The sequence below is a fragment of the Massilia pseudoviolaceinigra genome (assembly GCF_030846505.1).
GTDB classification, from domain to species: domain Bacteria; phylum Pseudomonadota; class Gammaproteobacteria; order Burkholderiales; family Burkholderiaceae_D; genus Telluria_A; species Telluria_A violaceinigra.
Genome location: NZ_JAVCWL010000029.1, coordinates 79,406 through 99,142, shown reverse-complemented (window position 1 = coordinate 99,142; position 19,737 = coordinate 79,406). Strand labels below are relative to the sequence as shown.

The window sequence follows — 19,737 nt, the reverse complement described above, 5'->3', positions numbered from 1 at the left end:
ATTGTTCATCCAGGAATCGATGATTTTCTGGTCGCTCAGTGGTTTCATGATGGGACGTTGTCCGGGTCGGATTGAGGGATGCGTGTGTACATCGATGACTGCCCGGCGATTTTACCGTGTCGATCGCCGCGCGCCTGCTGCCCTATAGGTTAGGTGCGCCACATACCGCCCCGCCGTTGTTACGTACCATGAAGCCTGCCTGCTTCGCTACCGAAGCGCATCGAACGTATTGACACTGAAAGCGGAGACGACATGGACTCGATTAACAAGAACCAGCCGGAAGATAATTACAAGGATTTGGGCGGCAGCGAAGCGCTCGAGAAACTGAAAGAGCTAGTCGATAGCGCGGAAACATGCTTCTTCTGCACCCGGCATGAAGGCAGTGCAAGGCCAATGAGCGTGCGCCAGGCGGATGAACAGGGCAACCTGTGGTTTCTCAGCGCCGACGACAGCCACAAGAATAAGGAGATCGCCGCCGATCCGGCCGTGAAGCTGTATTTCCAGGGCTCGACCAACTCCGAATTCCTCGTCCTCGACGGCGTGGCCACCATCACGCGCGACAAGGCCAGGATCAAGGAACTGTGGACCTTCATCCTGAAAACCTGGTTCACCGAAGGCGAAGACGATCCGCGCATCACGGCCATTAAAGTCACGCCGGGCCAGGGCTACTACTGGGATAACAAGCACGGCAAGGCCGTCGCGGGCGTGAAAATGCTGGTGGGTGCGGTGATCGGCAAGACCCTCGACGATTCGATCGAAGGCAATATCGCCGTATAACGCCGCGCCGCCCAGCCGGCGACAAACCGCGCGTGGCGAAACGTTGGCGGCGGCCGTTCTCCAGTCAGATTAAAAGGCAGCTCACGCCACGCCCATCGCCCGCGCCAGTTTGCATAGATAGTCATAGAGTCGCGCACTGGAGTGCGGCATGTGCGGGAGCAGCGATTTGTAATCGAAGTTGGGGCGAGTGGTCGCCCACGTCAGCGCCGCCGCTATCCGTTCGAGCGTCTCATCGTCGTGATCGGCCCTGATCAGGCTTGCCTGGGTTTGCGCCAGCCCGGCAAAATCGGTGACGTCTCGCGTGAATAATATGCGGTAGAGAACGAGGCGCAAGGACTGGACGCGTCCGAGGTCGCGCTCCGCACGGGTCTGCATCAAGCGGGCACTCCGGCCTGAACGCTGTCGACGTCCTCGAAGAAAACGCCGATCCAGGCATCGAGCGCTGCCCAGAAATTGACCACGTCGGGGTGCCCCGGATCGTCATGCCACCAGATCAAGCCCGTTGCGATGCCGTCAGGCGCCGAAAAATCGAGGCACAGGTAATCGCCACCGCCGTTGTGAAAGACGGTCAGGACCTTGCCGATATCGACGGGCATGCCGGCGGCCGTCTCGTCATCGATATCGAAGCGGTCAGCGGACAGGTAAGCCCAGTCCCCGACAGGCAGCGGCCCCATGGAATTGGCGGACAAAAAGGTCCAGCCCTTATGGACCATGGTGTAAAAGTCGCGCAACTGTTGCGGGATGCGCGCCCACACCGCCTGGAACTGTCCAGGCGCAGCCGGCAGCGGCGGATGCCCCCGATACGCGTACACCTCGCCGCCGGAGGTAAACGGATACAGCAGCGACACGGCACGGTCCACATCGGCCAGCAATAGCAGCGGCCTGGCCTGTTTGTTGAAAAAAGCCGCCACGTTCGGCAATTGCGCCGAAAAATCGCGCCAGCCGGCGGATGCCTCCAGGCGCCCGCTCGCCTGCTGCGCCTGCAGGATCGCCACCCATTGCGGCGGCACCGCCAAGCCGGACGGGAGTTCAGCCGCCGTTTCCGCCAACACCGACGCCCGGATGAAGCGCGGCAGCGCATCCCACATCATTTGCTTGCTGATATTCATGATCATGCCGAATGACCGAGACGACCGGGCTTGCTATCTGGTGCTTGAAAGGACATCCGGCGTTGCTCCCGCAAGTGTGAAAAACAGATCGATCCGGACCGCAGCCCGGGCCCGAACGGCCGCGCAACATGTAAAAAAAGGAAGCTTATCGTTTTGGAAATTGGCTATACTAGCATGATTATGTTGATTTTTAGATACTGAATTCAGCCTTCCGACGACCACGACCAAGCACGAGCCCGCATGACAAATCATTTCGATTCAAACGGTTGGACCAGTTTCAATAGTACCTTGCGAAAAATGCAGCAGAGCTACGAGATGGCGGGCGACCAGGCGCGGCGCGACATGCACCGGCGCCTGCGGTGCCTGTCGAATCACATGGTGGAGTCGCTCGAACGCATCGGCGACGCCACGCTGCAGATCGAAAGTGTGCGTTGCGGCATGTTTGTTTCGACAGCGCTCGACCAGTCCGAACACCGTTTCACGGAATTGCTCAAGGCCCAGCTGGCCGGCCTGGACCTGTCGCAGGTGTGGGTGGTGCTGTGGGCGGCGGCCAAGGAAGTGGCGCTGTATGTGGGCGGCGGCGCCGTGCTCGGCGGCGCCATCGGTGGCGGCCTCGGCGCGCTGGGCGGCGGCATCGGCGCGGTGCCGGGCGCTGCGGCCGGAACCACCTTGGGGGCCCAGCTCGGCACCGAAGTCCTGGTCTGGATGGGCTTGGGCGAACTGGTCATCCACATCGGCAAGACCATTCCCGACATGGCCGTCAAGATGATCGAAGGCTTTGCCCTCGCGTGGCAGGCAGGTCGCCTGCCGGAAAACGCGCGCGCGCAGTCCGCCACCATGATGCAGCAGTCGGTCGACGCGTTTGCCCAAGGCAAGATGCTGCTGTTTATCGCGATCCTGTCGGCCATCGCGCTCTATCTGTCGCGCGGACAAGCCAAGCAGACCATGCTGCTGCAGCATCTGAGCAACAGCAAGCTGGGACCCAAATTTTCCAGCTGGGTTGGCGCCAACCGCGACAAACTGGTCAGCCATCCGGCCCTGCAGCCGCGTAGCGCCGCCGCCGATGTCAACGCCGCCGCGTCCGCCGCCAAGGCCAATCCTGCGCCGCCGGCAAGCAAGTCGGCGAGCGAGCCGGTGAACAACCCGGCGCCGGTCAAGGAAAAGCCCCGCAAGGAAGGCCAAGCCGCCGAGTCTTGCCCGGCGTGCCTGCTGGTGGCCAATCCAGTCAACCCGATTTCCGGCAGCAAGATCCTGGCAGGAAACAGCGAGCGCGATTTTGCGTTGCCCGCCGCCCTGCCCCTGGTCTGGCAACGCATCTACAGCTCGGCGCAGCGCAAGGCTGGCTGGCTTGGCCAGGGCTGGAGCACGCCGCTGTCGGACGCGCTGCACATCAGCGACGGCCAGGTGGTCGTGCTGGACGCGTTTCATCGCGAGATCACCTTTTCGCTGCCGCGCGTGGGCGACGCCCTGTATTCGCTGTCGGAAAAAATCACCCTGGAGCGCACCGGCGAACGCAGCTTCGAGCTGATCGATGAAAAGGGTTTGCGCAATCAGTTCGCCATGCTTGGAAGAGCGTACGACACCGCGGTGCTGGTCGGCATGGTCGACGCCAACGGCAACAAGATCAGCATCACCTGGAACGCGCGGCAACTGCCCGAATCAATCGAAGACAGTGCCGGGCGCGTGTTCGTGCTGGACTTCATCGAGCATCGCGGACAGATGCGGCTGGGCAGCGTCAGCGTGCAGCGCGACCCGGTCGATTACGAGGAAGCGACCAATGAGGTGCTGGTGCGGTACGCGTACGATGAACTGGGCAACCTGTCCGGGGTGCGCAACCGCATGGGCCAGGTCGTGCGCCAGTTTGCGTACAGCAATCATGTCATGGTCGAGCACGCGCAGCCGGGCGGACTGGTATCGCGCTACGAATACGATGAATATGAATGGACCGGCAAGGTCACGCGCAACTGGACCAACAATGGCATGTCGTGGGATTTCCGCTACCTTGCCGGCGAAACCATCGTCACCGATAACCTGGGGCGCCAGCAGCACTACCGCTTCGACAAGAAACGGCGCTTCACCGGCATGGTGGACGCCATCGGCGGCGAGACCACGCGGCGCCTCGACAGCAACGGCAACCTGATCGGCATCGTCCATCCGGGCGGACAGAGCACCAGTTACCGCTATGACGGCCGCAGCCGCGTGGTGCGGGTGGAAAGCGGCGGCAAGGGCACCGGAATCGTGTACGACACCGTGTTCGACAAGCCGGCCCTGATCACCGATGCGCTCGGCGCCACCACCGCGCTGCGCTACGACGAGCGCGGCAACCTGCACAGCGTGACCGACGCGCTCGGCCAGCGCACCACGTACCAGTACGACGAACAGGGTCTGCCGGTAAAGGTGGTCGACGCCGCCGGCGGCGTCAAGCGGCTGGCGTTCAACCGCGCCGCGCAACTGATCAGCTATACCGATTGCTCGGGCCAAAGCAGCTACTACAGCTACGACGTGGACGGGCGCCTGCTGCGCGTGACCGATGCCCACGGCGGCGCGACCTCGTACGCGTACGACGCCGCCGGACGATTGATGAGCGCGGTACAGCCGGACGGCAAGACCGAGCGTTACGAATACGACGCGCTGGGCCGCCTGCTGGCGCGCATCGACGCTGCCGGCAACCGCACCAGCTACGAGCTCGACGAGGACGGCAAGCCGCGCAAACGCATCGATGCGCGCGGCGGCGTGCTCGAATACCGTTACGACGACGTGCGGCGCATGGCCGAGCTGATCAACGAAAACGGCGACGTGCACCGCTTCGTCTACGATGCGCTCGACCGCCTGATCGAGGAAACCGGCTTCGATGCGCGCCTGACGCGCTACCGCTACGACGACGGCGGGCAACTGGTCGCCAAGGAAGAACACGGCAGCGGCGCGCGCACCGAATACACCCGCATCGACACCAGCTTTGTGCGCGACAGCGCGGGCCAGCTGGTCGACAAGATCATCTCGCGCGTGACCGGCGAAGCGCGCGCGGAACAGTTGCGCCTGCGCTACGCCTACGACGAGCTGGGCCGGATGACCCAGGCCGCCAATGCCGATGCGCAGGTGTCGCTGCAGTACGACGCGCTGGGCCGGCTGGTGGCCGAGCGGACCGACACCGACGGCGGCACCACGCTGCTGCGCCATGCCTACGACGAGATGGGCAACCGCATCCAGACCGTGCTGCCCGATGGCCGGGTGCTCAACAACCTGTTCTACGGCTCGGGCCATCTGCACCAGATCAATATCGATGGCGAGGTCGTCACCGACATCGAGCGCGACCAGCTGCACCGGCCGGTCAGCCGCACACACGGCGCCCTGACCAGCCAGTTCCGCTACGACTCCGCAGGGCGGCTGCTGTCGCAGGTGACCGGACAGATCGGCGCCGGCGAAGGCGCAGGTCCCGTCATCGCGCGCCAGTACGAATATGACGACAGCGGCAACCTGCTAGCCATCGACGACAAGCGCAACGGCCGCACGGCGTACAGCTACGATGTGATCGGACGCATTTTGTCGGCGGTGCAGCCGCGCTCGGACGAGCGCTTTGCGTTCGACCCCGCGCATAATCTGCTCGATGACACCATCGCCGGCGTGGGCCGGGTCGAAGGCAATCGCGTGCGCGTGTTCGAAGACAAGCGCTACGACTACGATGCGCACGGCAACCTGAGCGAAAAACTGGTCGGCGGCCACACGCGCATGCGCTTCGAGTGGAATGGCGCACATCAGCTGGTCAAGGCGGTCATTACGCGCAATGCGCAGGGCGATCAGCCGGCCGTGCACACGGTGAAGTATGCGTACGATCCGTTCGGGCGCCGCATCGCCAAGCGCGACAAACAGGGCACCACCCGCTTCTCGTGGGATGGCAACCGCCTGCTCGGCGAATCGCGTGGGGGCCACAGCCGCACCTACATTTACGAGCCGGATTCGTTCGTGCCGCTGGCGCAGTTCGACCTGACCACGCCGTCGGGCGCAGATGCGGGCACCGAGGCCCGTTCCGTTCTCCACTATCTGCACACCGACCACCTCGGCACGCCGCGCGAAGCGACCGGGCCCGATGGCGAGCTCGCGTGGGGCGCCACCTTCAAGGCATGGGGCGCGGTACTGGAAGAGACGGCGCCGCAAGCGGCAGCGCTGCCGGACGGCCTGGACCAGTTCCAGGCAATCCGTTTCCAAGGCCAATACCACGACATCGAAACCGGTTTGCACTACAACCGCTTCCGCTATTACGATCCGGATGTCGGCCGCTTTGTGTCGTGCGACCCGATCGGTCTGCAGGGTGGCAACAATCTGCATGCCTACGCCCCGAATCCCACCCAATGGGTCGATCCGCTCGGGCTGACACCGTGCCAATGCGGCGCTGATCATACGGGAATGTCGTTCGAGCAGATTTTGGTCGCCCATGGCGCCGAGAAGCGTGCCCTGATCGTCGCCGAAATCGAAGCGGCGGTTCAGCCATCGATTCAACGCATCCTGGCGCTCGATCCGAATGCGCGGGTTGGCTTCCGGGGCAGCCTGGTCGATGGCTTGAAAAACGATACGAAGCTTGGGCCGCAGGGAGAGCGGGTCGCATTCGACGGTCATGTCGCCACCAAAAACGGCGAGCCGTACACCGGGCAGCAAGGCTATGACGTCGATTTCCTTGTCGTCAGCAATGCACTGGCCAAAGGGTTCAAGAAGAACGTCTTCTTCAAGGATATCAGCAAACTGGACAGATCATTGAAGGACACGTTCCGCGAGCTGCGAACCACCTTGGAAGGCAAGGAAGTGCTCAGCGGGATGAAGAGTGAGCTGCCTGTTTTCCGGGTGTTTACCGAGAGGCAAATCGCTAATAAACCGGACGCCCCCCACTATTTCACGCCAGTCGAATAAGGATCAATACAATGTCAGACAACAGCATGCTTGCGGTCGTCGAAATTCCCGCCGCCGCGTCTCTCGAAGAAACGGCGCGCCAACTCGGTCGCGCGATGGATGGGATCGAATTCACGATCGACGACACCGGCCGTTACGAGGAGGTGCCGGCCTTCGTTGCCGGTGATCCGGACGAGGGCGCAAGCTTCATCCTGTTCGGCATACCCGAGGGTGAAGAAGGCGACGCCTATATCCTCGAATTCTCCGCCGAGACGGATGTATCCATTCCGGAGTTTCAAAAAACCGCTCCGGATTTCGTGCGTCACTTCCTGTGCGAGAAAGATGTCGATGCCAGCGGTTATCTGGACTATTCCGACGAGCTGGCAAAGGCCTTGAACCTGCGCGGCGTCTTAGCCTCGGTACCCATCGAATAGCGCTCCCGGGGTCCGCATTATTGACCCTGCGGCGCCCGCAAGAGCATTTCCAAGTCAACAAACGGTAACAAACATTCTGTAGTATTTACCGGCGCCCTGTTCGATTGAGCAGCGACTCAGTCGAACAGGCCGCGCCGGCCCTGTTGCAGCACTTCACCAGCGCCAACAGCACCAGCCATGCAACATCGGCAGGCATGAACAGCACCGGCAGGCATCACGGAATACAAGCGACGTTCCCGCGATATTGGTAGTCTTTTAAAGGCGCATCCCATGAATCGAAAATCAAACTCCGTCAACACAAATAAATCAATATGGTTCAAAGCCGCGCTGGCCTCCGGCATCGCCTTGAGCGCCGTAGCGGCGCATGCCGACGACTTCCCGAAGTGGAATGCGGCCATTACCAAATACAATGAAAAGCAGGTCAGGAATTTTCATCCGACCTTCGACTTCGATTCGGATGGCTGCTACGCTGCCACGCCATTTCACCGCAACGAGCATCTGCGGCAGAATCCGGGCAAGAACGCGACCGGTTCCGTCTCCGGCGGATGCCGCGACGCCGACTGGACCGTCTACGCCAACACCGTGCACCGGCAAATATGCAAGGCCAGCATCGAAGGCGCCGACAAAATCGAACGCTGCGCGCATTTTTACGAGCTGTATTTCGAAAAAGACCAGGCTATCGGCCTGAGCTTCCTCGGCGGCCACAGGCACGACGTGGAAACGGTCATTGTCTGGACCGGCAAAGTGAACGACCAGCCCGACTTCGTCTCGCATGTATCCACCAGCGCCCACGGAAAATACACCACGCGCGCCATTGGCCAGCTGCAGACCCATAAGGGCCACCCGCTGGTCGTCTACCACAAGGACGGCGCCGGCACCCACGCCTTCCGCTTCGCCAATGCCGAAGACAAAAAGCGTGTCGAATTCCTCGGCAACTGGGGTGAATTTTATGCGCCGGACATCATCAGCCATTACAGCGCTGTCGTCGATTGGAACAGCGATGAAACCGTCCGCTATCAAGCCAACCGCCAGTACCGGATGGCGCTGGAAGCGTCCAATTTCGGCAGCGCCACATTCAAGACGCGCAACGACAACGAGATAGCCAACGTCGCCAACAACACCGTGCCGCGCAGCGACACCTTCTGGCAACATACGTCGTTTTCGCTGGACGACGTCTGGAGCACCAGAGCGAGCGAATTCAAGGCCAACTATCCGCATACCTACCTGCAAATCCGAGAATAGAAGCACTCAGCGGCGGCGACCGGCTGTGCCGCCGCATTGGCGCCACACGTCATCCCCGGTCAGGTTGATGTGTTCCCAGAGCCCGGCGGCGACACGTTTGCAGCATCTCGTCGTCGGGCATCTTGCCGAACTTCGCGCACGGCCGGCGTTGCCCGTTCAAGGGACACGGTATTCCACAGCACGATGGCGGCCGTCACCAGAGCTGGGCGGTGGCCCCCTACTGCACAACGACACCGCCGTGAGGTGTCCAGAACAACGAGCCTCCTTGGAACCTCTGCAGCCGACCACCTGCGTGATCGCGTTCCGCATCGACCGGGTAACCGAGGTGGCTTGTTTCCCACCCCATCGAGGCCCACTTGTCCCGGATGGCACCATAGGTTTCATGTGCGCCGGATGCAGGCGACCAATGAATGGATGCCTCGGGTTTTCCTGGCAGCTGGATTGCCCGGAAGTGATTGTAGCGGCCCCTTCCATCTGCAGTCGGCGATTCATCGGTGATGGGGTAACCGAACTGTTCCCGCCCGATTTGCAACCACCGCTCACCGATCAACCCCCACACGATATGGGCACCGGTTTCCGGGTGCCACGAGACGATGCCCCCAGCGAAGTTTCGGAACCGGCCGATGCCGTCATAGGTCGGAATCTCCCCGGAGGTAGGTATACCTAGCGGACCTGCAGCCCGACCGGTTTGCGCCCACTTCTCTCCGATGACGCCAAAGACGCCAAAGTCGTTAAGGGCGTGAAAGGTCAGGCTGTAGTGGCCGCCGTCACCGTGAAACGACAGCGTTCGACTAACCAGCACGCCGCGTTCCGCGAGTGCCAATTCTTCGGTGGAGAATCGCAGTTCCTGCGGCGCCCCGACCAGATCGTCCGTGTTGGGGAACCCAGTCACGGTTTGCGAGGCCGAATTAATTTCCCTAAGCAGGGCAGTGACTTTATCTGCACGATTGAGGCTGAGACTGCTGAAGAGAGCGCCGCTAACGGATCCGGCGACGATTCCTCGTAGATTTCCCGCATTGCCGTTATCGTTTTCAATCAGGGAGACGATAAAAATAGTCGTTTCCGGGTCACTCAATTGGGCAGGAGCGCCGTTGATCCCCCAAAACGACTGGGAAATACCAGGAGCGTAATGCGTTTCGCCCTCGTCGACATCGTCAAACGGGCCATAGCGAACCACTTGGGAACCGGGCAGCGGCACCGCAAACCCCGCGACGTTTACCATCGACGCCAGATTGACCGAGGTGACAAGAACGTACGGCTCATCCGCGCCGACCTCGTCCGTCTCTTCGTGGCAGTGGATGCTGTGAAGATAGATTCGGATCATGATTTTCTCCTATAGCTGAAAGAAACTTCTAGCGGGCATGTTATCCATCGCCGCTACGACTACGTGGCCCCACCGAACTGGTACTTATGCAAAGTATTTCGGATCGCCATGCTTGCCAACGACCTTGCCGCAGTCGACATCATGGAGCCACCGTTTCTACGAAGGGTATGCCCCTGGGTATGGCGCCCATACGATTGGGCCAAATCCGAAACCGGCACGGCTTGCGGAGGATCGAACCAATATGCTTATCAGTTCGGCGCAGTCCACAGCATTAGGAGCAAGTAGGATGCTAAGAATTTTCCTGGGTTGCCCAGCTATTTTGCGAGCTTGTTGCGTTTCAACAATCGTGCCATGGTGGACGGATGGACAGTGAAACGAGCGCGAAATCGATGGCCGCTTTCTGACCGGAATCGACCACGTGGACGATTTCCTTTTGTTACCGTGGCGTGAGCTTGGGGCGGCGGCCAATGCGGCCTTCTCCGCGGCGAAACAATGCCACGATCTGCATCGTCATGCGCCCGAGCGGCGATCTAGTGTCGACGGCCTCGGTCGGGCAGAGGAATCCCTCGTCCGCCTTGCCACCGTTTGCACGAGAGTCGGCACGTCCTTGGGCGAACGTGACAGGCGGTCGAGCCTCCAGACGACGCGCACATCGTCCTTGCGCAACGGATCGAGCAGGCGGCTCAGTTCGGGACAGCCCCAGCTGCCGCCGGACAATTACGTCGACAGGTGTCCCAGCCACGATATTCGCCCGGCCGGCGTAACGTCGATCGACAGTTTTTGGCAGATCCGGAAAACTATTCCACCGGGGTCACTCCCTATATCCGCCGCGCGCGCGCCACACACCGGGCATCGACGGTTTGCTTGCTGCGTTGTATAGTCCCATCATCGACACTTCAAAAAAGCGAGCCATGGCCGAGAAATCTGACATCCTGTTCGGCGTTGCCGAAGCCAATGACGATACCCTGGCCGCCGCGCGCCTGCGCGCCATGGCCGACGAACTCGGCGAACCGGATCACATCGATCTGGACGAGGACCGCGCATTTCGCGTCAATATTTATGCGTTCGGCCGCAATTTTGTCGAGGAATGCGACGTCGATGCCGCAGATCAGGAGGGCTACGTGCTGGTCACATCGGGCATGAGCGACCGGCTCATGACGGGGCCGGACAATGAAGACCTGGACGAGTCGCTGGCGAGCGAGCTGGTCTGGTACGTGCCCGATCTCGATCCGGCCTATTTTTCCACCTTGCGCTGGCTGGCGAAACTGCCCGAGACGGACCGCACCTGGTTCGGCCAGGGCCACACGGTACCGCTGCCGGCCCCGCCGCTGGAGGGCTGCCCGTTTCAAACCTTCCTGTTCCTGCCGCCCATCATCCGCACCGACCGCGAACTGTTCGAGCATATCGAACACGGTGGCCATGACATCGGAACGCTGTGCGTGCACCTGATCGCCGACAGCGAGTACGCATTGGCCAAAAACAGCGAGGAAGGCCTCGGCGAGTTTCTCGACCTGCTCGACGACAACGATCACCCGCACGTCTTCAACCCGGCGCGCCGCCCCTACGTTTAAACGATGCACAGGATAGATTGATGCGCAGACTGATGAAGAGCCAATGGCACGATCTGCGTATAATTTCTCATGCGGACGACTATCGGTACAGCGCGTCGCCCGATCCATCGATTCGACAAGGAAAGCGTTTGAAAATGTACGACTATGTGGGTCCGAAAGACATCGCCGATGCCGTGGCCGATGTCGCCCCCGGCTTTGCGGTCCTGGCGCCGGGCGACTTGCTTCAATGGCTGGCCGATGACCAGCAAGCCGATGCGAATGGCCATGTGATCGCGACCTTCATCGTGGACCGCCACGGCACCCTGCGGGTTGCCGACCGTTGTAGCGAGCACGTCGCCTGCGCCGGGGGCGGCCCGGTTCAATCCGCCGGCGAAATGACTTTTCACGTCGACAAACAGCAGGTGCGCGTCCACGCCGTCACCAACCAATCCACCGGCTACTGCCCCGAACCCCAATCATGGCCGCGCGTGGCCGACGCCATTGGCAAAGCCGGCATGGCCCCTCCGGCCGGTTTCCATGTCGCTTACCTGTTCCGGAAATGCGTGGATTGCGACGCCCTGAACGTGATCAAGGAGGGCGTATTCGTTTGCGCAATGTGCGATGCCGATTTACCTGCGCAGTGGAATATAGCCTGACAGTCGGCACGCGAACTTTGCCTAACGTTTCCATGGTGATCACCTATTAATTCTCCCGCCTAATGATTAGGCAGGAGTAGTAGAACACCTGGGTCAGTTTTGGGTCGGCGCGAGGCCTATAGTTGGGTCAATTTTCGGTCGGCGTCAACAGATGAAGCTCCGATGGCATGACCTGCGCGATCGCTTGCTCAGGCATTCGCCACGCATCGGCGGCCCGGTCCCGATAAGGTCGGCCTACTGCACCAGCGGACTGTCCGCCCCTTCCATGCTCAAGCCCTCGATCCGCGCCTGCCCCACCAGGATATGCAGGTACTGGTGCGTTGCGCGCTGGCTCGACTGGCGGTCGAGATAGGCCGCGATCTCGCTTTTCACCGCATCGAACGGCAACAGCCGTCCTTCCACCCGGCGCAAGGCCTGCACGATATGCAAGCCGAAGCGCGTTGCCAGCAAACGCCCGGCCAGCTCGCCTTCGCGCAGGCGGAATACCAGTTCCTCGAACTCCGGCACGCACTGTCCGCGCGACAATTGCCCCAAGCTGCCGCCTACCTTGCCGGAACTGCAGTTCGAATACTCGGCGGCCAGCTCGTCGAAGCGCTCCGGATGCGCCTGCAACTCTTCCAGTACCGCTTCACCGGTGGCGCGCAGCAATTCCAGCGGCGCGCCCGGCGTCACCTGGAACAGGATATGGCGCGCTTCCACCATGTCGCCGCTGGTATAACGCTGGGCATTGTTGCGATACCACGTCGTGCATGCGGTCTCATCGGCCTTCGGCACCTTCACTTGCAGCGCCAGCAAGGCGTCGATGCGGGCATCGTCATCTTCCCCGGTGATTCCCAGCGTATCGGCCTGCTGCAGCAGCAGGGTCCTCAGCACCAGTTCATGCACCGCTTCCTTGAGCGGATTATCCGCCCCCTGATGATGCGGCAACTCTTGCTCGATCGCGACGTCGTCGATATCCACGCCATTGACTGAAATACCCATGATGATTCTCCCGATTAACGGCTACGCACAAGCTGGTAAGCGCGGCCAAGATACGTCAACGCGCCGAATCCGCTCCACACGTGCACCAGGCGGGTGAACGGAAAGATGACGAACAGCGACATGCCCATGAACAGATGCAGCTTGAACAGCAGCGGCGCGTCAACGATGAAGGCGGCCGCATCGCCGCGCAAGGTCACGATGTGCTGCGCCCAGTTCATCAGCAACACCATCATGTGCCCGTCCATGTGGCCGGCCGAGACGAAAATCGACGACAGCCCCAGCAGCAAGGTCGCCAGGATCCACAGCAGCACGATCTTGTCCTTGAAGGTCGTCGCATGGCGCAGGCGCTCGTTGCTGAAGCGGCGCACCAGCAGCAGCGCGATGCCGGCCAGGCACAGCAGCCCCATGACGCCGCCGGCCACCATCGCCACCAGCTGCTTGAGGCCGTGGCTCACGCCCAGCGTATCCCACACCCACACGGGCGTGAGCAGCCCGGCCATATGCCCGAAGAACAGGCCGATGATTCCGACGTGAAACATGATGCTGCCGGCCCGCAGGCTGCCCTGGTGCAGCACCTGGGTCGATTCCGACTTCCACGTGTACTGCTCGCGGTCGAACCGGATCAGGCTGCCGAGCAGGAAGATCGCCAGCGCGATGTAGGGATAAATCCCGAACAGAAATTGATGCAGGTAGTCCATGATGCTTCCTTTACACGCTGGCAGCGGCGCGCGCCGTGCGGGGGTAGAAATTGATCGGATGCGTGCCGGGTGCGCCGGTCGGCTTGAGCAAGGGTTCGACCCCGTCCATGCCGGGACCGAAGGTTTCCAGCGCCTCGTCCATGTCGCGCACCGGCGGCTCGCTCAGTTCCTCCGCCGCCACCGGGCTCAGATGCTCCAGCACGGCGAATACGCCGGCGTAGGCACTGCCGTTGGCGGCCAGCTTGCGCCCGATATGGGCCAGCACGTGCACCGCGTCCGACAGCAGGCGGGCCGCCTCCTCCGTGGTTTGCTGCGACAGAAATTCGAGGAACAGCGGCACGAAATCGGGCAAGTCGTCGCCCGTCATGTGCAGGCCGTGCTTCTTGTACTCTTCCATCAGGTCGACCATGGCCTGGCCGCGGTCGCGCGACTCGCCGTGAATGTGCTCGAACAGATGCAGCGAATGCGACGGATTGCGGTCGAACGTCATCACATAGTTTTGCTGCAGGTCGATCAGGGCGCCGTCGCTCAGGTAAGCGAACAGCGGCAGCAGCGGCGCGTGCAGTGCCGGCGAATGGGCCATCGCGTTCGCCAGCGCGGGCAACTCCGCGATCATCTCCGGTTCCGGGTACAGCAGCAGGCTGGAGAGCACCTGGTAGTGTTGATTGGTTTTCATCATGCCTCCTGACCGTCTTTCTTCTTGCGTGACTTGGGCATCGCCATGAAGATGGCCGACCCCTGCTTTTTCTTGCCAAACAGACTGGTTTCCGTCACGCCGTCCGAGCATCCGTTGCCGAAGCTGAAGCCGCACGAGCCTTTTTCGTTGAAGCTGTCTTCCGCCATTTCCTTGTGGCTGCTCGGAATCACGAAGCGGTCTTCGTAGTTGGCGATCGCCATGATGTGGTACATGTCCTCGACCATATCTTTGCTCAATCCGACCTGCTCCAGCACTGTCAGGTTCTCGACCTTGTCGACCGTCTTGCTGCGCATATAGGCACGCATGGCCAGCATGCGGTCGAGCGCGCGGATCACGGGCGGCTGGTCGCCGGCGGTCAGGAGGTTGGCCAGGTACTGCACCGGAATGCGCAGGCTGTTGGTATCCGGCAAAATGCCGTTCATGCCCATCTTGCCGGACTCGGCCGCAGCCTGGATCGGCGACAGCGGCGGGATGTACCACACCATCGGCAAGGTCCGGTATTCCGGATGCAGCGGGAAGGCGACCTTCCAGTCGACCGCCATCTTGTAGACGGGCGACTTCTTGGCCGACTCCAGCCACGAATCGGGAATGCCCTGGCGCCGCGCTTCCTCGATGATGGCCGGGTCGTGCGGATCGAGGAACAGGCCCAGCTGCGCCTGGTACAGGTCGCGCTCGTCCGGAACCGACGCGGCCGCTTCGATCTTGTCGGCGTCGTACAGCAGCACGCCCAGGTAGCGGATGCGGCCAACGCACGTTTCCGAGCACACCGTCGGCTGGCCCGCTTCGATGCGCGGATAGCAGAAGGTGCATTTTTCGGCCTTGCCGGACGACCAGTTGTAGTAAATCTTCTTGTACGGGCAGCCGGAAATGCACATGCGCCAGCCGCGGCATTTATCCTGGTCGATCAGCACGATGCCGTCGTCCTCGCGCTTGTACACCGAGCCGGACGGGCACGATGCCACGCAGGTCGGGTTCAGGCAGTGTTCGCACAGGCGCGGCAGGTACATCATGAAGGTGTTCTCGAAGGTGCCGTACATCTCCTTCTGCATGTTGTCGAACAGCTTGTCCTTGCTGCGGGCGGCGAATTCTCCGCCCAGATCGTCTTCCCAGTTCGGACCCCATTCGATCTTGTCCATCTTCTTGCCGGTCAACACCGAGATCGGGCGCGCCGTCGGCGGCGTTTCCGACAGCGGCGCGTTCTGCAGGCGCTCGTAATCGTAGGTGAACGGCTCGTAATACTCGTCGATGGCCGGCAGGTTCGGGTTGGCGAAGATATTGGCGAGGATTTTCAGCCGGCCACCCTGGCGCGGCTCGATCGTCCCGGCGGCATTGCGTTTCCAGCCGCCATTCCATTTATCCTGGTTTTCCCATTCTTTGGGGTAACCGATGCCCGGTTTGGTTTCGACGTTGTTGAACCACGCGTATTCGACGCCGTCGCGGCTGGTCCAGACGTTCTTGCAGGTGACTGAACAGGTGTGGCAGCCGATGCACTTGTCCAGGTTCAACACCATGCCGATTTGGGCTCTGATCTTCATACGTGTGCTCCAGTCGTTTCTTCCACCAGGGGGCCTTCCAGCCACTCCACCTTGTTCATCTTGCGTACCAGCACAAACTCATCGCGGTTCGAGCCGACCGTGCCGTAGTAGTTGAAGCCCCACGACAACTGTGCGTAGCCGCCGATCATGTGGGTCGGCTTGGTCACGGTGCGCGTGACCGAGTTATGAATCCCGCCGCGTTTGCCCGACAATTCCGCGCCCGGCGTGTTGATGATCTTTTCCTGGGCGTGGTACATCAGGGTCATGCCTTCCGGGATGCGCTGGCTGACCACCGCCCGCGCCGTCAAGGTGCCGTTGACGTTGAACACCTCGATCCAGTCGTTGTCGACGATGCCGGCATCCTTGGCGTCGATTTCCGATATCCACACGTGCGGCCCGCCGCGCGACAGGGTCAGCATGCGCAGGTTGTCCGAATACGTGGAGTGGATGCCCCATTTCTGGTGCGGCGTCAGGAAGTTCAGCGCAATCTCCTTGTTGCCGTTCGGTGAAGCGCCCAGCATCGCCGCCGTGGTCTTGGTGTCGATAGCCGGCTTGTACACGCACAGCCCCTCGCCAAAATCGCGCATCCAGCGGTGATCCTGGTAGAACTGCTGGCGCCCGGTCAGGGTGCGCCATGGAATGAGCTCGTGCACATTGGTGTAGCCGGCCGTGTAGCTCACCTCTTCCGATTCCAGTCCGGACCAGGTCGGCGACGAGATGATCTTGCGCGGCTGCGCCTGCACGTCGCGAAAGCGAATCGTGTCGTGTTCGCGCGGCAGCGCCAGGTGCGTGTGGTCGCGTCCGGTCATGGTCGACAGCGCGGCCCAGGCCTTGACGGCCACGTGGCCATTCGTTTCCGGTGCCAGCGAGAGGATCATTTCAGCGGCGTCGATCGCCGTATCGAGGCGCGGCTGGCCCTGCGAGACGCCCTCTTCCGTTACCGTGCGGTTGATACCGCGCAGCACGTCCACTTCATGGCCCGTCTTCCAGCCGATGCCCTTGCCGCCGTTGCCCAGCTTTTCAAGCAGCGGGCCGATCGAGGTGAACTTCTTGAACACCTCCTTGTAATCGCGCGTCACCACGGTCAGGTTGGGCATGGTCTTGCCAGGAATCGGCTCGCACTCGCCGGCGCGCCAATCCTTCGGATCGAAAGGCTGGCCCAGTTCGCCCGGGGTATCGTGCATCAGCGGGGTCAGCACCAGGTCTTGCTGGGTACCCAGGTACTCGCCGCCGATTTCCGAAAATTTTTCGGCGATGCCCTTGTAGATTTCCCAGTCCGACTTCGACTGCCACAGCGGTTGCACGGCTTCCGACAACGGATGGATGAAGGGATGCATGTCCGACGTGTTCAGGTCGTCCTTTTCATACCAGGTGGCGGTCGGGAGCACGATGTCGCCGTACAGGCAGGTGGTGGACATGCGGAAGTCCAGCACCACCACCAGATCCAGCTTGCCTTCGGCGGCGGGACGGATCTTCACGTCGCGCGGCTTGACGCAGTGGGTTTCATCGCTCATCAGCGCGTTCTGGGTGCCCAGCAAGTACTTGAGGAAATACTCGTGGCCCTTGCCCGAGCTGCCCAGGATGTTCGAGCGCCATACAAACATATTGCGCGGGAAGTTGGCCGGGTTGTCCGGGTCGTCGCAGGAAAAATTGAGCTTGCCGGCCTTGATCTGCTCGACCGCGTAGGCGGCCGGGTCCATGCCGGCGGCCGCCGCGGCGCGCGTCACTTCCAGCGGGTTGGTTTCCAGTTGCGGCGCCGATGGCAGCCAGCCCATGCGTTCAGCCTTGGCGTTGTAATCGATCAGCGACATCGGCGCGACGTCGTCCCCGGCCGATGGCGAGGAAATTTCGCTCGTGTGCAGCTTTTCGTGGCGCCACTGGCTGGTGTGGGCGTAGAAGAACGAGGTACCGTTCATCTGGCGCATCGGACGGTTCCAGTCCTGGGCGAAGGCGAGCGGGGTCCAGCCGGTTTGCGGACGCAGCTTTTCCTGGCCGACGTAGTGAGCCCAGCCGCCGCCCGACTTGCCGATGCAGCCGCACATCATCAACAGATTGATGATGCCGCGGTACGTCATGTCCATGTGGTACCAGTGGTTCAGCGCGGCACCGACGATGACCATGCTCTTGCCTTGGGTCTTGTCGGCGTTCTCGGCGAACTGGCGCGCCACGGTGATGACGTCGGCGGCCTTCACCCCGGTGTGCTTGACCTGCCATGCGGGGGTGTAGGGAATGTCGTCGTCGTAACTGGTAGCAACGTTGGCGCCGCCAAGGCCACGGTCGATGCCGTAGTTGGCCAGGGTCAGGTCGAATACGGTGGTGACCAGCGCGGTCGTGCCGTCGGCCAGCACCAGCTTCTTGACCGGCACCCGTCGCGTCAGCATGTCGCTCGCATCCTTGCCGCCGAAGTAGGCGAAGCCGACTTCCTCGACCGCATCGCTGCAGCCAATCAGCGACAGCAGCGGGTCGATGGCCTTGCCGCTGGTGCCCTCTTTTTGTTCCAGGTTCCAGCGGCCCGACTCGCCCCAGCGGAAACCGATGGAGCCGGCCGGCGCGCAGATGGCACCGGTCGCTTCATCGATGACCAGGGTTTTCCAGTCGGGATTGTTGGTTTCGTCGAGATTGTTGGCCAGGTGCGAAGCGCGCAGGAAGTAATCGGGCACGAGGGAGCCGTTGGTTTCCTTGAGCATGACCAGCATCGGAAAGTCGGTGTACTGCTTGGCGTAGCCACGGAAGTAATCCGAACCGCCGTTGGCGTGGAATTCCTTGAGCACGACGTGGCCCATGGCCAGCGCCAGCGCCGCGTCGGTGCCCTGCTTCGGCGCGAGCCAGATATCCCCAAACTTCGCCATTTCGCCGAAATCGGAGGACACGGCCACCGTTTTCGTGCCTTTGTAGCGCACTTCCGTGTAGAAGTGGGCGTCCGGCGTGCGCGTCATCGGCACGTTCGAGCCCCACACCATCAGGAAAGTGGAGTTGTACCAGTCGGCCGATTCCGGCACGTCTGTCTGTTCGCCCCACACTTGCGGGCTCGCTGGCGGCAAGTCGCAGTACCAGTCGTAGAAACTGAGGGCCACGCCGCCGATCAGCGAGAGGTAGCGCGTGCCGGCTGCGTAGCTGACCATCGACATGGCCGGAATCGGCGAAAAGCCGACGATCCGGTCCGGGCCGTATTTCTTGATGGTGAAGGCATTGGCGGCGGCGATGATTTCATTGGCATCATCCCAGTTGGCGCGCACGAAACCGCCCAGGCCGCGGATCGATTTGTACGATTTGGCGCGTTCCGGGTCCTGGCTGATGTAAGCCCAGGCGGCGATCGGATCCATGGTCAGGCGAGCTTCGCGCCACATCTGCATCAGGCGGCCGCGCACCATCGGATATTTGACGCGCTGGGCCGAGTACACATACCAGGAATAGCTGGCGCCGCGCGGGCAGCCGCGCGGCTCGTGGTTAGGCAGGTCGGGACGGGTGCGCGGGTAATCGGTCTGCTGGGTTTCCCAGGTGATCAGGCCATTTTTCACGTACACCTTCCAGCTGCACGAACCGGTGCAATTGACGCCGTGGGTCGAGCGCACGATCTTGTCGTGCTGCCAGCGCTGGCGATAGGCGTTTTCCCACGTACGGTCCTCGTGGACGACGGCGCCGTGGCCGTCGGAAAACGTCTCCTTGGGGCGATTGAAGAACTTCAGACGATCCAGAAAATGACTCATGCTGCCTCCGCTTGAATGAGAGCGGCGCCTTCGACAACGGCGCAACCCGATTGAGCCCAGTCTACGCAGCGGCAGTCATGGTGCATATTGGCAAGAAGGTGGTGCGGCGCGGCGACAAGGACTAGGCTGCCTAGTCCTTTGTGGCTATG

The 19,737-nt window shown here is 61.7% G+C and carries 15 protein-coding genes and 1 pseudogene; 6 read left to right on the top strand and 10 right to left on the bottom strand.

Features of this window, described 5'->3' with window-relative positions; genetic code table 11:
- Positions 1 to 252 precede the first annotated feature (252 nt).
- Positions 253 to 777: a pyridoxamine 5'-phosphate oxidase family protein gene (locus RBA40_RS24900; protein WP_306650823.1), complete on the top strand. Its 525-nt coding sequence runs from the start codon at positions 253 to 255 to the stop codon at positions 775 to 777.
- An 81-nt stretch (positions 778 to 858) separates the two neighbouring features.
- On the opposite strand, the gene RBA40_RS24895 is transcribed toward RBA40_RS24900, so the two are convergent.
- Together RBA40_RS24895 and RBA40_RS24890 are read right to left on the bottom strand one after the other, a co-directional pair.
- Positions 859 to 1,155, bottom strand: a complete 297-nt coding sequence (locus tag RBA40_RS24895; protein WP_306650821.1) for a hypothetical protein — start codon at positions 1,153 to 1,155, stop codon at positions 859 to 861.
- Entirely contained in the window at positions 1,152 to 1,886 is a 735-nt protein-coding gene (locus RBA40_RS24890; protein ID WP_306650820.1) for an SMI1/KNR4 family protein, read from the bottom strand. The genes RBA40_RS24895 and RBA40_RS24890 overlap by 4 nt, the downstream gene beginning before the upstream one ends.
- Positions 1,887 to 2,126: 240 nt before the next feature.
- Here RBA40_RS24890 and RBA40_RS24885 point away from each other — a divergent pair, with 240 nt between their 5' ends.
- From RBA40_RS24885 to RBA40_RS24875, 3 genes are all read left to right on the top strand, one after another.
- On the top strand, positions 2,127 to 6,785 hold the full coding sequence (locus RBA40_RS24885) for a DUF6861 domain-containing protein (protein ID WP_306650819.1): 4,659 nt from the start codon (positions 2,127 to 2,129) through the stop codon (positions 6,783 to 6,785).
- Between the two features lie 11 nt (positions 6,786 to 6,796).
- Positions 6,797 to 7,198 (top strand): hypothetical protein, encoded by a 402-nt coding sequence (locus RBA40_RS24880; protein ID WP_306650817.1) that lies wholly within the window; start codon positions 6,797 to 6,799, stop codon positions 7,196 to 7,198.
- Between the two features lie 270 nt (positions 7,199 to 7,468).
- A complete protein-coding gene (locus RBA40_RS24875; RefSeq protein WP_306650815.1) occupies positions 7,469 to 8,440 on the top strand; it encodes an NPP1 family protein in 972 nt (323 codons plus the stop codon).
- A 6-nt stretch (positions 8,441 to 8,446) separates the two neighbouring features.
- Here RBA40_RS24875 and RBA40_RS33615 read toward each other — a convergent pair.
- The 3 genes and pseudogenes from RBA40_RS33615 to RBA40_RS33610 form a co-directional block, all read right to left on the bottom strand.
- Positions 8,447 to 8,640: pseudogene (locus RBA40_RS33615) on the bottom strand (Tn3 family transposase); the annotation flags it as partial.
- 17 nt (positions 8,641 to 8,657) lie between these two features.
- On the bottom strand, positions 8,658 to 9,764 hold the full coding sequence (locus RBA40_RS24870; RefSeq protein ID WP_306650814.1) for an LGFP repeat-containing protein: 1,107 nt from the start codon (positions 9,762 to 9,764) through the stop codon (positions 8,658 to 8,660).
- Positions 9,765 to 10,274: 510 nt separating this feature from the next.
- On the bottom strand, positions 10,275 to 10,481 hold the full coding sequence (locus tag RBA40_RS33610) for a recombinase family protein (RefSeq protein WP_374710549.1): 207 nt from the start codon (positions 10,479 to 10,481) through the stop codon (positions 10,275 to 10,277).
- A 194-nt stretch (positions 10,482 to 10,675) separates the two neighbouring features.
- On the opposite strand from RBA40_RS33610, the gene RBA40_RS24865 reads away from it, so the two are divergent.
- Both RBA40_RS24865 and RBA40_RS24860 read left to right on the top strand, forming a co-directional pair.
- Positions 10,676 to 11,335 carry a suppressor of fused domain protein gene (locus RBA40_RS24865; protein ID WP_306650813.1) on the top strand — a complete coding sequence of 220 codons (660 nt, stop codon included), beginning with the start codon at positions 10,676 to 10,678 and terminating at the stop codon, positions 11,333 to 11,335.
- A 17-nt stretch (positions 11,336 to 11,352) separates the two neighbouring features.
- Positions 11,353 to 11,970 (top strand): hypothetical protein, encoded by a 618-nt coding sequence (locus tag RBA40_RS24860; protein ID WP_306650811.1) that lies wholly within the window; start codon positions 11,353 to 11,355, stop codon positions 11,968 to 11,970.
- A 234-nt stretch (positions 11,971 to 12,204) separates the two neighbouring features.
- Here the strand turns inward: RBA40_RS24860 and RBA40_RS24855 are convergent, their stop codons facing one another.
- From RBA40_RS24855 to RBA40_RS24835, 5 genes are read right to left on the bottom strand one after another with little or no spacing between them, the layout of a single operon-like run.
- Complete coding sequence (locus RBA40_RS24855) at positions 12,205 to 12,951, bottom strand: peptidylprolyl isomerase (RefSeq protein WP_306650809.1); 747 nt, start codon at positions 12,949 to 12,951, stop codon at positions 12,205 to 12,207.
- A gap of 14 nt (positions 12,952 to 12,965) precedes the next feature.
- Positions 12,966 to 13,649 carry a respiratory nitrate reductase subunit gamma gene (gene narI, locus RBA40_RS24850; protein ID WP_306650807.1) on the bottom strand — a complete coding sequence of 228 codons (684 nt, stop codon included), beginning with the start codon at positions 13,647 to 13,649 and terminating at the stop codon, positions 12,966 to 12,968.
- 10 nt (positions 13,650 to 13,659) lie between these two features.
- The gene (narJ, locus tag RBA40_RS24845; RefSeq protein ID WP_306650805.1) at positions 13,660 to 14,325 is read right to left on the bottom strand and encodes a nitrate reductase molybdenum cofactor assembly chaperone; all 666 of its coding nucleotides are present in this window, start codon (positions 14,323 to 14,325) and stop codon (positions 13,660 to 13,662) included.
- Positions 14,325 to 15,881, bottom strand: coding sequence for a nitrate reductase subunit beta (gene narH, locus RBA40_RS24840; protein WP_306650803.1), 1,557 nt, complete (start codon positions 15,879 to 15,881; stop codon positions 14,325 to 14,327). Before narH ends, narJ begins: the two co-directional genes overlap by 1 nt.
- Positions 15,878 to 19,588 (bottom strand): nitrate reductase subunit alpha, encoded by a 3,711-nt coding sequence (locus RBA40_RS24835; protein ID WP_306650802.1) that lies wholly within the window; start codon positions 19,586 to 19,588, stop codon positions 15,878 to 15,880. Before RBA40_RS24835 ends, narH begins: the two co-directional genes overlap by 4 nt.
- Positions 19,589 to 19,737 lie beyond the last annotated feature (149 nt).